Raw genomic sequence first — 14076 nt, forward strand, 5'->3', positions numbered from 1 at the left:
CTATTAGAATTATGGGGTCCAAGGAATAATGGATGAGCTGCGCAACTGGCTACTGGGGCTGCCCCGCCGTAATAAACGCATCTTACAAGTGATAACTGATGTTCTGCTAGTGTGGCTAGCCCTTTGGCTGGCCTTTGCAATTCGTTTGGGATTGGATAAGCCTGTTAACCCCTTTGCCGAATACGCTTGGTTATTTGTTAGTGCACCGCTAATCGCGATACCTATTTTCGTTAGGTTTGGCATGTATCGTGCGGTGATGCGCTATTTTGGCAAGGATGCGTTGATCAGCATCTTCAAAGCGGTAATGCTGTCGGCTTTGGTGCTTGCTTTAGTTGTTTATTTGAACCGCGAGCCACCGCTAAGGGTGCCTCGCTCGGTTGTGTTTATATACTGTTGGCTGAGCTTGTTGATGATCGGCGGCCTCAGGCTGGTTATGCGGCAGTACTTTATGGGCGATTGGTATGTGGCTAGCCAGCAGGTGCCCTTTATCAACCGAGTCGATCATTTACCAAAGGTGGCCATCTACGGTGCTGGGGCGGCAGGCAACCAACTTGTGGCTGCATTGCGTATAGATCGAGTCATGATGCCGGTAGCTTTCATTGATGATGATCGTGGTATTGCCAATCGTGTTATAGCGGGTCTGCGGGTTTTCAAACCTAAGAACATTCAAAGAATGATTGAGCAAACTGGAGCTGAGGAAATACTTCTTGCAATTCCGTCTGCCTCTCGTGCACGCCGACGCGAGATACTTGAGTTACTCGAAAGCTTCCCTTTACATGTGCGTAGCGTACCGGGCTTCATGGATTTGGCTAGTGGTCGGGTTAAAGTCGAAGATATTCAGGAAGTAGATGTTGCTGATTTACTTGGCCGCGATGCGGTGCCGCCACAGCAGGCTCTTTTTGAAAGGTGTATTCGTGGTCATGTAGTGATGGTGACTGGCGCTGGAGGCTCGATTGGTTCGGAGTTGTGTCGTCAGATTGTAGCTACAGGTCCAACTACACTGCTGTTGTTTGAGCACAGTGAGTTTAACCTTTACAGCATCCATACAGAGTTGGAGCAGCGGATCCGACGTGAATCGTTGCCTGTGCGATTGGTACCGGTCCTTGGGTCTATCCGTAACCCAGGGCGTCTATTGGATCTGATGCGGTCCTGGGATGTGGTCACCGTGTATCATGCAGCGGCGTATAAGCACGTCCCGATGGTTGAACATAATATTGCCGAGGGTGTGATGAACAACGTGTTTGGCTCTCTGCATACCGCTCAGGCGGCGGTAAAAGCGGGAGTTGAACACTTTGTATTGATTTCTACTGACAAAGCGGTGCGCCCAACCAATGTGATGGGTAGCACTAAACGCCTTGCAGAAATGGTGCTACAGGCACTGAGCCAAGAGCCAGCTCCTACGTTGTTCAATGATGGCGAAACTGTAAACCAGGTTAACAAAACCCGTTTCACCATGGTTCGATTCGGCAATGTGCTGGGTTCATCGGGGTCGGTGATTCCGCGTTTTCGTGATCAGATCAAGCGTGGTGGCCCGGTAACGGTAACGCACCCCAATATTACCCGCTACTTTATGACGATTCCCGAGGCTGCCCAGTTGGTTATTCAAGCTGGTGCGATGGGGCAGGGTGGGGATGTGTTTGTACTGGATATGGGCAGCCCAGTGAAAATTGCTGAGTTAGCAGAAAAGATGATCCACCTCAGTGGTTGCACTGTGCGGTCAGAGAAGGACCCGCACGGCGATGTCGCTATCGAGTTTACCGGCTTGCGTCCGGGTGAAAAACTCTATGAAGAGCTATTGATTGGTGACAACGTCAGCCCGACCGATCACCCAATGATTATGTGCGCTACAGAGGATCACTTGTCCTGGGAATCATTCAAGACGGTGTTGGCCCAGCTACTTAGTGCGGTAGAGCGTGATGATTATGAGCGGGTACGCCAGCTACTGAGGGAAACTGTTTGTGGTTATATCCCGGAGGGCGAAATTGTAGATTGGGTTCATCAGAAGCGATGTGCGGAACCTGAGTTGGCTTAATCGCGCCGAACAGTTCATGTACCACCTTCGTCGCAACTTAGCCCAGGTTTAGTGCGAAGCTAGATGCAAGAATGGCGGAAAAATTTTCACCGTTGGCTGTTCAAAACAGTTCGTTAATAAATTCCGCCATGGCTAAATGATACTACCGACCTGAATTTCGTTTCCCTTCTCTTATTTGTGGACAAGAGTCAATTGGATTTCAATAGACTTGGTTTTGAGTGGCTGGAGTAAAACCAGCCATCATCCAATAAGTGAACAACTCTGATCTCATGATCATCACAAATATGGAGGTGGTCTTGATGGTCTCGCTTTGGGGAAGGCTCTCTGGCATTTTGTATTTCGTTTTCCCTGAAGTCAGCGTTGATCAATGCTGTAAGCGATCAGTCTTTTTTAATCTCGATATGAAAAACTACTCTTGATAGCCAGCCCCCTAAAATTCGAAGCTAATAAAGCATCAATCGTATCGATGGTTTAGGAGCAAAGTGTATCAAGGCTGCTGCCTGGCTGGGGGCTACTCCCGATTCAAACTAATGGGAAGTGTAATGATTGAGTATAGAGACGTTACCCTGTTAGCTCAGCGGCTGGGTAAGGAACTGGATAAACGTGCATGGCGAGTTACCGCTGCGGAGTCTTGCACTGGGGGGGCTGTTGCCGCAGCGATAACCGCTATTGCCGGGGCATCAAGTTGGTTTGACGGCTCTGTCGTGAGTTATGCCAACCGCATCAAACACAGCGTTCTGGGTGTAGATGTCAAGGATTTACAACAGTTTGGTGCTGTCAGTGAGCCGGTTGCCCGCCAGATGGCCTGTGGCGTGTTGGCAATGATGGATGCCAATCTATCTGTTGCAGTGAGTGGTATTGCCGGTCCCGATGGCGGTACTGAAGAGAAGCCTGTAGGTACCGTCTGGATTGCCTGGGCTCATGCCGATGGGCAGGAACCCGTGCAGATCGATGCCCGTTGCTTTCATTTTCAAGGCGATAGGGCTGAAGTACAGGCGCAGACTGTGAGAGAGGCAATCAAAGGTATGCTCGCTATCCTGGATGAGCATCCGGTTTAGGGCTGCAGTGGGTTACCTTGGCAATGTTAGGGCGAGCTTTGCAGCTGCCCAAAGCCCATAATTTGCGCGATGGTGACTGGTACCGGTTGTGCCGGAATTACTGGTTGCCTATACAGTAATCCTTCGTTAAGCTTGCCACCAATCAACACAGCTTAGCAATATGGGAATGGTCATGGATTCCAATAAAGACAAGGCGCTAAAGGCGGCGCTCTCGCAGATCGAACGCCAGTTTGGCAAAGGCACAGTGATGCGCATGGGAGATAAAGAGCGCGAGCGTATCCCGGCGATCTCAACTGGCTCCTTAGGTCTGGATGTGGCCCTGGGTATTGGTGGTCTGCCCCGCGGCCGTATTGTTGAGATCTATGGTCCTGAATCCTCAGGTAAAACTACCCTGACACTGCAAGTTATTGCTGAGGCGCAGCGCAAAGGTGGCACCTGCGCGTTTGTGGATGCTGAACATGCGCTCGACCCCATCTATGCAGAGAAGCTGGGTGTTAATGTTGACGAGCTGATCGTTTCCCAGCCGGATACCGGTGAGCAGGCTCTCGAAGTGGCCGATATGCTGGTACGCTCCGGTGCCGTGGACGTGCTGGTAGTGGACTCTGTGGCGGCCTTGACCCCACGTGCAGAGATTGAGGGCGAGATGGGGGATTCCCACGTCGGCTTGCAGGCCCGCCTGATGTCCCAGGCTTTGCGCAAGCTGACCGGTAATATCAAGAACACCAATACTCTGGCAATTTTTATTAACCAGATCCGTATGAAGATCGGTGTGATGTTTGGTTCCCCGGAAACCACCACTGGTGGTAACGCGCTTAAGTTCTATTCTTCCGTGCGTCTGGATATCCGTCGTATCGGTTCCGTAAAGGACGGCGATGAGGTAGTGGGTAATGAGACTCGCGTAAAAGTTGTCAAAAATAAGGTGGCGCCCCCCTTCAAGCAGACTGAATTCCAGATCATGTATGGCGAAGGCATCAATATGGTTGGCGAGGTAGTCGACTATGGAGTGAAACTGGGCTTGGTTGACAAGGCTGGTGCCTGGTACAGTTATAAGGGCGAGAAGATTGGCCAGGGTAAGGCTAACGCCACAAAGTTCTTACGTGACAACCCGGATATCCGCAATGAGATTGAAGGGCAGCTGCGTGCGCAACTGCTGGGTGACCTGGTTCCGGCAAGCCCCGAAGAGGTAGTGGAACTCCCGGAAGAGTAAGTGCCTTATTCAAACACGGATTTCTCCGTTGATCCCGCTCAAGTGCTGTTCGGTGCGGCGCTTGAGTTACTTGCCCGTCGTGAGCATTCGCGCCATGAATTGAAGCAAAAGCTTGCGGGCAAGTTCCCCGGTGCCGATTTCGATGCTCTATTCGAGCGCTTGCAAACACTTAATTATCAGTCAGATCAGCGCTTTGCTGAAGTATTTGTCCGCGCTCGTGTTCAGCGTGGGCAGGGGCCTATGCGTATTCGTCAGGAGTTGCAGCAGCGGGGGATTCGAGGAGAGCTCGCGACCCATGCGATTGAGCAGCTGGAGGTTGATTGGTTTGAGCTTGCCCAGGAGCAGCTCCAGCGCAAATACCGTGCTCCTATCAATATAGCGCTGCCCAGAGACCAGCAAATGAAAGAGCGCGCAAGGCGCCAGCGCTATTTGGCGTATCGCGGTTTTCCCGCAGATGCTATCAGCTGGGCGCTAGACGGGAAGTAATCGGGCTTATACTCTCATGCATGATTGGGTCACGGTGGTATTGTTGCTGTCCGACCTGTGATGATGAAAGCAAGAATAATAAGCGTGAGACACCCTATGATCCTGTCCATTGACCAGGGCACTACGGGCACTACGGCCTTTGTCTTTAATAGTAGCGGCGCTCTGGTTGGGCGCAGTTACTCTGAAATCCCCAACTACTACCCTAAACCCGGTTGGGTTGAGCAGAATGCCGAAGAAATTTGGCAGGTGACGCAGCGGGTTTGCGCGGCAGCTCTGCAACGCGCCGGCATCCGCGCGTCCGATGTTGAGGCAGTGGGTATTACCAATCAGCGTGAAACTACAGTTCTGTGGGACCGGCATACCGGTGAGCCGGTGCACCCCGCCATTGTATGGCAGTGCCGCCGCTCCGCAGAAATCTGCCAGGAGTTAGCTGCTGCAGAAAAATCTGATTGGCTGCGCGAACGAAGTGGATTGCTGTTGGATGCCTATTTCTCCGCAAGCAAGTTGCTGTGGATTTTCCGTGCACAGCCACAGCTGCTGGAGCGCGCTCATCGCGGAGACCTGTGTTTCGGCACAGTAGATAGCTGGCTGGTGTGGAAAATGAGCGGTGGCCGCGCACACTTGACTGATCACACCAATGCCAGTCGCACCCTACTTTACAACCTGGAACAAAAGCGCTGGGATCCGGAATTGCTGGCTCTCTTTGGTTGTCCAGAGTCTATCCTGCCGGAAATCCGGCCTTCTGCCGGTCATTTTACCGATACCGATCCTGAGGCGTTCATTGGGGCAAGCGCACCTATTTGTGGTGTGGCCGGCGATCAGCAGGCAGCGTTGTTTGGTCAGGGCTGTCTCCGTCCCGGGGAGATCAAAAATACTTATGGTACTGGCTGTTTTATGCTGGCTTTTGCAGGTGAGAAGCGACCGAAGCCATCTCCGGGGCTGCTCGCCACTATTGCCTGTGATATCAGCGGTGCCCCTGCTTATGCAGTTGAGGGGTCGGTATTTACCGCGGGGTCTGCGATCCAATGGCTACGTGATGAGATGGGCTTGATTCAGCAGGCAGTGGATACAGAGGTGATTGCGCAGAGTATTCCTGATACCCGTGGAGTTTACCTGGTGCCCGCGTTCAGTGGCCTCGGTGCTCCTCATTGGGACCCATCAGCGAGGGGTACTGTGTGCGGCTTGAGTCGCGGCGCTGGCCGGGCAGAAATAGTGCGCGCTACGCTTGAATCTATCGCCTATCAGAGTGATGAGTTGGCGCGCTTGATGGAGGGGGCTCTCGGGGTATCCATTAGCCATATGCGAGTGGATGGTGGGGCATGCGCAAATAATTTCCTGATGCAGTTTCAGGCAGATATTTCTGCGTTGCGGGTTGAGCGGCCAAAGCAAATCGAGTCTACAGCCATCGGCGCTGCTCTTCTGGCGGGTATTGGTAGTGGCCTGTGGCACTTTGACAAGTTGCCGGAATGTTTGAGGGAGATTGAGCGAGATTTTATGCCCTCTATGGCTGCTTCAGAAAGGAAATCGCGGTTGGCCGGCTGGCAACGGGCAGTTGCCGCGTGTAAGGCATTTTAGTTAGGCCAATAATTTTTCAAGATGGGCTTTCGGCACAGGGAGGTGGCCAAATGGCGGTTTGGGAGGAGTTACAGGCAACAGTTGATGCATTGGTGGATGGTCGCAGGGGAATTCTCGCTGCAGATGAGAGCAGTGGCACTATTGCCAAGCGTTTCAACACGATTGGGGTGGAGTCCACCGAGCAGAGTCGACGGGATTACCGTGCGGCCCTGCTAGAGGCAAAGGGCCTGGGAGATTTTATCAGTGGGGTAATTCTGTTTGAGGAGACGCTTGGTCAATGCAGTGCTAATGGCAAACTTTTGGCACAGGTGGCTGCGAATCAAAAGGTTGTCCCCGGGATTAAGGTCGACAAGGGAAAAGGGCCATTGGCTGGTACTGCGGGGGATATGATTACATATGGCCTGGATGGACTTGCCGAACGACTGCGCGAGTACAAAAAGCAGGGAGCTCGATTTGCCAAGTGGCGTGAAGTCTATCCAGTTAGTCCACACAATCCCACCGAGCTCGGGCTACAGGCCAATGCTGAAATGTTGGCCCGTTACGCAGCTGTGTGTCAGGCCGAGGGCGTGGTGCCAATTGTGGAGCCGGAAGTTCTCATGGATGGGGATCACAGCATTGAGCGTTGTGCCGAAGTTAATGAACAAGTTTGGCATACTGTTTTTCACGCGCTGTATCGTCATGGCGTCACTCTTGAATTGATGTTACTGAAGCCCAGCATGGTCATACCTGGGGCGCAATCGGCACGAGCGGAGCCGCAGCAGGTTGCGGAATACACCCTGCGAAGTTTACGTCGGTCAGTGCCAGCAGCCGTACCGAGCATAAACTTCCTCTCTGGTGGCCAGGGGAACGAAGAGGCTTCTGCAAATCTCAACGCGTTGAACAAGATAAATAATGCACCTTGGCAACTGAGCTTTTCCTACGGCCGGGCGTTGCAGCAGCCAGCATTGGCAGCTTGGGCGGGGCGCTCTGAAAATATTGCCAAAGCACAGGGTGCGTTACTCAAGCGGGCACGCCTTAACCATTTGGCCATGTTGGGACAGTACTGCAGCAGTCTGGAGCGGGAGAGCTGACAGGTGCCGAATGGCCCAAGCTACAACAATAAGGAAAATAAGGAGGGGCAATGGAGTTTGTAACCAGAAATGTAAGCCTGCACTACCGCCGTTGGTGGGTTGAGAAAGCGCTTGGGGTAGTAGTTATTTCCCACGGCTTGGGTGAGCATAGCGGCCGCTACACCATGCTGGCCCAGTATCTGAATCGTGCCGGGTTCAGCGTCTACGCCCCCGATCATTATGGTCATGGGTTATCAGATGGAAAAAGGGGGCATATTGATGATTTCTCCCTTTATTGCGAGGACCTGCATGAATTTATTTGTTTGGTCAAAAGTGGTAACCCCAATACAAGTGTGCATCTGTTGGGCCATAGTATGGGGGCGGTAGTGGCCTGCGGCAGCGCTATTCGGTATGGATTCGTGGACAGTGTGATCCTGTCTGCGCCTGGATTTCGCGGAGCTAAAGAGCCCGCTGGCCTGGAGCTGTGGCTGGTAATGATGCTGGCCAAATTATTTCCGAAGCTTGTACTTTCCAGTCGAATTGATGACAAGTGGTTGAGCCGGGATGTTTCTATTGTCGAAGCCTATCGCAATGATGAGCTTGCCCACCACGGGGTTTCCCTGCGTTGGTTTGAAAGCTTTCTCCAGGAGAGGACGTTTCTGTCAGCTAATCTGGAGCGGCTGCTTACACCCTGCTTAATGCTGCTGCCGGAATCGGATCGTTTGGTGGATGTAGAGCTGAGTCGGGAGTGGTTTGGTCGAATGGGTTCGACCAATAAAAGGCTTCACTGTTTTCCGGCAGCTTACCACGAGCTGTTCAACGAGGTGGAGGAGGGGCGTCTAGCCCGTGATTTACTACTGGGCCACCTAAACTCCATTTTGCCAGCCTCAAACCCTGTCATCTCTGGATAAAAATAGGTAAAGATGGGTTAAAACGGGGAAATCTGTTGGCTTAAGCAGAGGTGAATACCGTGAAAAACCCCATGAAGCATTGTATGATACGCGGTCATTTTTGCCCCCCGGAAGTTGTGTCGGGGGGAAATAGTGGGGTGGAACATGGATAAGAAGTTGCTGAGCCTATTAGTGTGTCCTGTAAGTAAGGCACCGCTTGAGTACCGCGAAGATACCCAGGAGCTGGTTTGTCGAGCCAGTGGCTTGGCCTATCCGGTTAGGGACGGGATTCCGGTGATGCTGGAATCTGAGGCGCGTCAGCTGACAGCTGAGGAAAAGCTGGAAAAATAAGCCAATGGGTGAACCCAGCGTTTTCAGTCAAATAATCTCGGGCGATATCCCGGCCGAGAAAATCTACGAGGATGACCTTTGTGTCGTTATTGAGGATCGGGCGCCACAAGCCCCGACCCATCTCCTCATTATCCCGCGCAAACCTCTAGTTAATCTGTCCGATGCCAAAAGCGAAGACAAAGGTCTACTCGGCCACCTGATGTGGGTGGCAGCCGAGCTGGGCCGGCGCTTACGACTCGAGGGCTTTCGGCTGGTGGTTAACAATGGCCGTAGTGCGGGGCAGACCGTATTTCACCTGCATGTTCACCTGCTGGCTCAAAAGAAGATGCCCGAACAAGGGCTTGCGCAGTAGCAGGACAGACGTGGCACCGCGTCATCGGTGTCGTTCACATAACTTTCAACTAACGAAGTGGAATTACGCCGGATGAAAAGCGCACAGATTCGCGACGCCTTTCTGAATTACTTTGCCGAGCAGGGCCATACTGTGGTGCCGTCGAGCTCTCTGGTTCCGGGCAATGACCCGACCCTGCTATTCACCAATGCCGGCATGGTGCAGTTTAAGGACACCTTCCTCGGTCAGGAAAAGCGTCCTTACAATCGGGCCGCTAGCTCCCAGCGCTGTGTGCGTGCCGGAGGCAAGCACAATGACCTGGAGAATGTGGGCTATACCGCGCGCCATCACACCTTCTTTGAAATGTTGGGCAACTTCAGTTTTGGCGATTATTTCAAGCGTGAAGCCATCCGCTTTGCCTGGGATTTCCTCACAAAAGTACTGGGTCTGCCCGAAGAGCGCCTGTGGGTGACTGTTCATATCAGCGATGATGAGGCCGCTGATATCTGGTTAAAAGAAGTGGGCGTTAGCGCAGAGCGTTTTTCTCGCCTCGATGAGGACAACTTCTGGCAAATGGGCGATACAGGTCCTTGTGGGCCCAGCTCAGAAATTTTCTACGATCACGGTGCCGATGTTCCCGGTGGCCCCCCAGGTTCCGATAACGACGATCTCGACCGCTATATTGAGATTTGGAACCTGGTATTTATGCAGTACGAGCGCACTGCTGATGGCGAACTGCACCCACTGCCCAAGCCCTCCGTAGATACAGGCATGGGTTTGGAGCGTATTGCCGCGGTTATGCAAAGCGTGCACTCAAATTATGAAATTGATCTTTTCCAGGCGCTGCTTAAAGCTGCTAGTGAAATAGTCTCCTGCAAGAACCTCGAAGAAAAATCCCTGCGTGTCATTGCAGACCATATTCGCTCTTGCTCCTTCCTGATTGCTGATGGGGTGATGCCATCCAATGAGGGGCGGGGTTTTGTGTTGCGTCGCATTATCCGTCGTGCTGTGCGTCATGGTCACAAACTCGGCCATAAAGAGGTGTTCTTTTTTAAGTTAGTGGAAGCCCTGACTGAGCAAATGGGTGATGCTTATCCTGAGTTGCGTGAGAAGCAAGAGCTTATTGAGCGGGCTCTACGTAAAGAGGAAGAGCAGTTTGCCAAAACCCTGGACAAAGGGATGGCTCTGCTGGAGAGTGCGCTGGCCTCCCTGGAAGATAGCGAGATTCCTGGTGAGCTGGTGTTTACTTTACATGATACTTATGGCTTCCCCACCGACCTGACTCAGGATATTGCCCGAGAGCGTGGTTTGTCACTGGATATGGCAGGTTATGAGGCTGCGATGGAAGCCCAGCGCGAACGTGCGCGCGCAGCAGGTAAATTCAAGCAGGACTATACCGAGGTTCTGGATCTGGAAGGTGTGACAGAGTTCCTCGGTTACGAAACAACTGAGGCGCGGGGCAGGGTTATCGCTATCGTCAAAGGTCGCGAGCAAGTCGAGCGCCTGGAGGAAGGTGAAGAAGGTGCGGTGATTCTCGACCGCACCCCGTTTTATGCCGAGTCTGGAGGCCAGGCTGGCGATAGTGGCTATCTCAGTTCAACAGCTGGCCGTTTTGAGGTTCGTGATTGTACCAAGCAGGGCGGCCACCACTTGCACACCGGTAAAATGTTGCAGGGTGTCATCACTATTGGTGATCAAATTTCTGCCAAGGTGTCTGCAGAAGTGCGCCAGGCAACCGCACTGAATCACTCCGCCACCCACCTGCTGCACGCTGCTCTGCGCAAAGTGTTGGGCGAGCATGTTACGCAAAAGGGGTCGCTGGTGGACTCCGAGCGCCTTCGTTTCGATTTCTCTCATCCAGAGGCTGTTACCAATAAGCAGCTGCATGCCATTGAATCCCTGGTGAATGCCCAGGTTCGCGCCAATACTCCGGTTGATACTTGCGAAACCGATATTGAGTCTGCCAAGGAAATGGGGGCAATGGCCCTGTTCGGTGAGAAATATGGCGATACGGTTCGTGTTCTTTCCATGGGAGAGACTGAAACTGGCGCTTTTTCTGTTGAGTTATGCGGCGGGACTCATGTCAAGCGCACCGGTGATATAGGTCTTCTGCGCATTGTGAGTGAGAGCGGTATCGCCTCCGGTCAACGCCGCATTGAAGCCGTGACTGGCGCACATGCGCTGTCATTGTTCGATCAAACCCAGCAGCGTCTTGAACATATTGCAGCACTTCTCAAGGCGCGCCCGGATAGCCTTGCCGATAAAGTTGAGCAGCTATTGCTTAACAACCGCAAACTGGAGAAGGAAATTGGTCAGCTTAAGACCAAATTGGCCAGTGGTGCCGGAGGTGATCTCTCTGCTCAAGCGGTGGAAATTGCTGGCTTCAAGTTGTTGGCGGCGTCTGTTGATGGCGCAGACCCTAAATCCCTGCGAGACCTGGCTGACCAGATGAAAAACAAGCTTGGTAGTGGTGTTGTCCTGCTTGCAGCACCTGGTGAGGATAAGGTGGCTCTGGTAGCGGCAGTAACCAAGGACCTGACAGATCGCCTGTCAGCGGGGGATCTTATGCGCTTTGCCGCTGCCAAGCTTGGTGGTAAGGGCGGTGGCCGTAAGGATATGGCACAGGGGGGAGGAACTGATGTTTCCGCCCTGGCGGGTATGTTGCAGGAGGTGCCCACATGGGTTGAGGGCTCCCTCAGCAGCTGATTTCGGTAAAAACGGCGCCAGAAGTCGTATGTGAAGTTGATTTCACCGAAGTTTGGTGATTAAGTGCGCGCCTGCATGAGTCAGAGCAGTGCGCGTACTTGGCCAGGGGCTAAGGAAACACAAAGATTATGAGTTTGTTCGTGCAGAAATACGGTGGAACCTCTGTAGGCTCGATAGAGCGTATAGAGGCTGTCGCTGATAAAGTAGCCGCGTTTCGCGCCAAAGGGCATGGCTTGGTTGTGGTGCTTTCTGCCATGAGTGGAGAGACCAACCGCCTGATTGATTTGGCATATCAGATCCAGGAAAAACCCGATCCCCGCGAGCTGGATGTGCTGGTGTCTACCGGTGAGCAGGTCACCATTGCGCTATTGAGCATGGCTCTGAAGAAACGTGGCTATGATGCCTGCTCCTATACCGGGGGGCAGGTCAAGATCCTCACGGACAACGCCCATACCAAAGCACGTATCCAGCGTATTGATGTTGAACGCATGCGCGCTGACCTGGATAACGGCAAAGTAATTGTAGTAGCCGGCTTCCAGGGGGTAGATGATGATGGAAATATCACTACTTTGGGGCGCGGTGGTTCAGATACCACGGGCGTGGCTCTCGCTGCAGCGCTTGATGCCACTGAGTGCCAGATTTATACGGATGTTGATGGGGTCTACACCACTGATCCACGAGTGGTGGATAGTGCGCGTCGTATGGATCGGATTACGTTTGAGGAAATGCTGGAGATGGCGAGTCTTGGCTCAAAGGTCCTGCAGATCCGCGCCGTAGAGTTTGCCGGTAAATACAAGGTTCCGCTGCGCGTACTTTCAACTTTTGAAGAGGGTGAAGGAACCCTGATTAGTCTGGATGAGGAAAACAACGAGATGGAACAACCCGTCGTATCTGGTATCGCATTCAACCGTGATGAAGCCAAGCTAACTATTCGCGGTGTTCCGGATACCCCCGGGGTTGCCTGCCGTATTCTTGCACCAGTTGGCCGCGAAAATATTGAAGTGGACGTGATCGTGCAAAACATCAGCGCGGTTGATGGAACTACAGACTTTACTTTTACTGTGCATCGAAATGATCTGCATAAAGCGCGTGATGTTCTGGAGCGTGTTTCGGCGGAACTTGGCGCACGCGAAGTGATCACAGACGACAAGATTGCCAAAGTATCAATTGTCGGCGTGGGAATGCGTTCCCATGCGAACGTGGCCAGTCGTATGTTTAGTGCTCTGGGTGAAGACAATATCAATATTCAGATGATCACCACATCTGAAATAAAGATATCGGTGATTATCGATGAGCGCTACCTCGAGCTTGCTGTGCGTGCCTTGCATAGTGAATTTGAGCTCTCTGATAAACAGAGATGAAATAAACGCTATAACCGGAGCTAAGGCGGCAAGAGCCACCCATTTCGATTCAGTTGCTTGGCATTACATCCAACCTGTTGAGATTTTGTTCGACTGGTCAATACTGAATAGTGTGATGGGTAGTTTTTGACCTTTTTGCACCGCCATCCGGTTAAGATGACCAAATAAGAGCAGCGTCAGGAAAACACCGGCCGCTCTTTATCACAGGATGATCAAGGAGAAGTAGGTAATGTTGATTTTAACCCGCCGAATTGGCGAAACGCTGATGGTTGGCGACAATGTCACGGTTACCGTGCTGGGGGTGAAGGGCAATCAGGTGCGTATTGGTGTCAATGCGCCAAAGGAAGTCGCCGTGCACCGCGAAGAAATTTACCAGCGTATCCAGCGTGAAAAGCAATCCTCTGAGGAGGGTGGTAACGACTAGACGCACAGTTTCCCTAAAAAGGCCGGTAACCCGGCCTTTTTTTATTTTTGAATCTTCTCCTCAAAAGAAGTGCTTGGCGGGAAAGTCGTTTTTTTGGCCGTGTTGTCTAAAAGGTGTTCGATAAGACAAAAAAGTGCAAAAAGTTATTGATTCCCCATTGCTTTTTGTCGGGCCGTTGGTATTATGCCGCCCACTTTCAGCGAGCAACCAGTTAGGTTGTTGAGTAGAAAAAACCTCCTAAAAGAGGTTTTTCGGAAGAAGAGTTTCGAAGTAAATTAAAAAGGTGAGATGGCCGAGTGGCTGAAGGCGCGCCCCTGCTAAGGGCGTATGGGTTAACACTCATCGAGGGTTCGAATCCCTCTCTCACCGCCATATAAAAGGCCCTCTGAAAAGAAGGTCTGCGGCCCCAAAAAATAATTTTTGAGGCGCTTGCAAAAGGAAGTTGCGAAGCTATAATGCGCGCCACTTCAAGCAAGGGCGGAAACAACCTTGCCGGGATTTGAAAAGCGCTTTGAGCAGTTCAAATCACCGAAAAAAAGCTGCAAAAAATCACTTGATTCAGCAGCCCGGATGTGTAGAATACGCGTCCCGCAGTTAGAGCCGAGC

Annotated in this window: 12 protein-coding genes and 1 tRNA gene; all 13 read left to right on the forward strand. The window is 52.3% G+C overall.

Features of this window, described 5'->3' with window-relative positions; genetic code table 11:
• Nucleotides 1-28 precede the first annotated feature (28 nt).
• Nucleotides 29-2032 carry a polysaccharide biosynthesis protein gene (locus ABWV76_RS12845; protein ID WP_353376144.1) on the forward strand — a complete coding sequence of 668 codons (2004 nt, stop codon included), beginning with the start codon at nucleotides 29-31 and terminating at the stop codon, nucleotides 2030-2032.
• A 542-nt stretch (nucleotides 2033-2574) separates the two neighbouring features.
• A complete protein-coding gene (locus ABWV76_RS12850; RefSeq protein ID WP_353376145.1) occupies nucleotides 2575-3090 on the forward strand; it encodes a CinA family protein in 516 nt (171 codons plus the stop codon).
• A 172-nt stretch (nucleotides 3091-3262) separates the two neighbouring features.
• The gene (recA, locus tag ABWV76_RS12855) at nucleotides 3263-4297 is read left to right on the forward strand and encodes a recombinase RecA (RefSeq protein ID WP_353376146.1); all 1035 of its coding nucleotides are present in this window, start codon (nucleotides 3263-3265) and stop codon (nucleotides 4295-4297) included.
• The gene (locus ABWV76_RS12860) at nucleotides 4298-4783 is read left to right on the forward strand and encodes a regulatory protein RecX (protein WP_020411325.1); all 486 of its coding nucleotides are present in this window, start codon (nucleotides 4298-4300) and stop codon (nucleotides 4781-4783) included. It abuts the gene before it with no gap.
• 96 nt (nucleotides 4784-4879) lie between these two features.
• Nucleotides 4880-6358, forward strand: coding sequence for a glycerol kinase GlpK (gene glpK / locus ABWV76_RS12865; protein WP_282952801.1), 1479 nt, complete (start codon nucleotides 4880-4882; stop codon nucleotides 6356-6358).
• Nucleotides 6359-6408: 50 nt separating this feature from the next.
• Nucleotides 6409-7428, forward strand: coding sequence for a class I fructose-bisphosphate aldolase (locus tag ABWV76_RS12870; RefSeq protein ID WP_353376147.1), 1020 nt, complete (start codon nucleotides 6409-6411; stop codon nucleotides 7426-7428).
• Between the two features lie 50 nt (nucleotides 7429-7478).
• Complete coding sequence (locus tag ABWV76_RS12875) at nucleotides 7479-8318, forward strand: alpha/beta hydrolase (protein WP_353376148.1); 840 nt, start codon at nucleotides 7479-7481, stop codon at nucleotides 8316-8318.
• A 144-nt stretch (nucleotides 8319-8462) separates the two neighbouring features.
• Nucleotides 8463-8648: a Trm112 family protein gene (locus tag ABWV76_RS12880; protein WP_020411321.1), complete on the forward strand. Its 186-nt coding sequence runs from the start codon at nucleotides 8463-8465 to the stop codon at nucleotides 8646-8648.
• Between the two features lie 4 nt (nucleotides 8649-8652).
• Nucleotides 8653-9000 carry a histidine triad nucleotide-binding protein gene (locus tag ABWV76_RS12885; protein ID WP_020411320.1) on the forward strand — a complete coding sequence of 116 codons (348 nt, stop codon included), beginning with the start codon at nucleotides 8653-8655 and terminating at the stop codon, nucleotides 8998-9000.
• Between the two features lie 72 nt (nucleotides 9001-9072).
• A complete protein-coding gene (gene alaS, locus ABWV76_RS12890) occupies nucleotides 9073-11685 on the forward strand; it encodes an alanine--tRNA ligase (RefSeq protein ID WP_353376149.1) in 2613 nt (870 codons plus the stop codon).
• A gap of 128 nt (nucleotides 11686-11813) precedes the next feature.
• On the forward strand, nucleotides 11814-13046 hold the full coding sequence (locus ABWV76_RS12895; RefSeq protein ID WP_020411318.1) for an aspartate kinase: 1233 nt from the start codon (nucleotides 11814-11816) through the stop codon (nucleotides 13044-13046).
• Nucleotides 13047-13275: 229 nt separating this feature from the next.
• Entirely contained in the window at nucleotides 13276-13470 is a 195-nt protein-coding gene (gene csrA, locus ABWV76_RS12900) for a carbon storage regulator CsrA (protein ID WP_020411317.1), read from the forward strand.
• 282 nt (nucleotides 13471-13752) lie between these two features.
• A tRNA-Ser gene (locus ABWV76_RS12905) sits at nucleotides 13753-13842 on the forward strand.
• Nucleotides 13843-14076 lie beyond the last annotated feature (234 nt).

This window comes from Microbulbifer sp. NBRC 101763, assembly GCF_040371615.1.
Classification (GTDB): Bacteria; Pseudomonadota; Gammaproteobacteria; order Pseudomonadales; family Cellvibrionaceae; genus Microbulbifer; species Microbulbifer variabilis.

What these genes read in the sequence shown, in the direction of transcription:
- ABWV76_RS12845 (WP_353376144.1), top strand. Translation starts at nt 29, where the DNA reads ATGGATGAGCTGCGCAACTGGCTACTGGGGCTGCCCCGCCGTAATAAA.
- ABWV76_RS12850 (WP_353376145.1), top strand. Translation starts at nt 2,575, where the DNA reads ATGATTGAGTATAGAGACGTTACCCTGTTAGCTCAGCGGCTGGGTAAG.
- recA (WP_353376146.1), top strand. Translation starts at nt 3,263, where the DNA reads ATGGATTCCAATAAAGACAAGGCGCTAAAGGCGGCGCTCTCGCAGATC.
- glpK (WP_282952801.1), top strand. Translation starts at nt 4,880, where the DNA reads ATGATCCTGTCCATTGACCAGGGCACTACGGGCACTACGGCCTTTGTC.
- ABWV76_RS12870 (WP_353376147.1), top strand. Translation starts at nt 6,409, where the DNA reads ATGGCGGTTTGGGAGGAGTTACAGGCAACAGTTGATGCATTGGTGGAT.
- ABWV76_RS12875 (WP_353376148.1), top strand. Translation starts at nt 7,479, where the DNA reads ATGGAGTTTGTAACCAGAAATGTAAGCCTGCACTACCGCCGTTGGTGG.
- ABWV76_RS12880 (WP_020411321.1), top strand. Translation starts at nt 8,463, where the DNA reads ATGGATAAGAAGTTGCTGAGCCTATTAGTGTGTCCTGTAAGTAAGGCA.
- ABWV76_RS12885 (WP_020411320.1), top strand. Translation starts at nt 8,653, where the DNA reads ATGGGTGAACCCAGCGTTTTCAGTCAAATAATCTCGGGCGATATCCCG.
- alaS (WP_353376149.1), top strand. Translation starts at nt 9,073, where the DNA reads ATGAAAAGCGCACAGATTCGCGACGCCTTTCTGAATTACTTTGCCGAG.
- ABWV76_RS12895 (WP_020411318.1), top strand. Translation starts at nt 11,814, where the DNA reads ATGAGTTTGTTCGTGCAGAAATACGGTGGAACCTCTGTAGGCTCGATA.
- csrA (WP_020411317.1), top strand. Translation starts at nt 13,276, where the DNA reads ATGTTGATTTTAACCCGCCGAATTGGCGAAACGCTGATGGTTGGCGAC.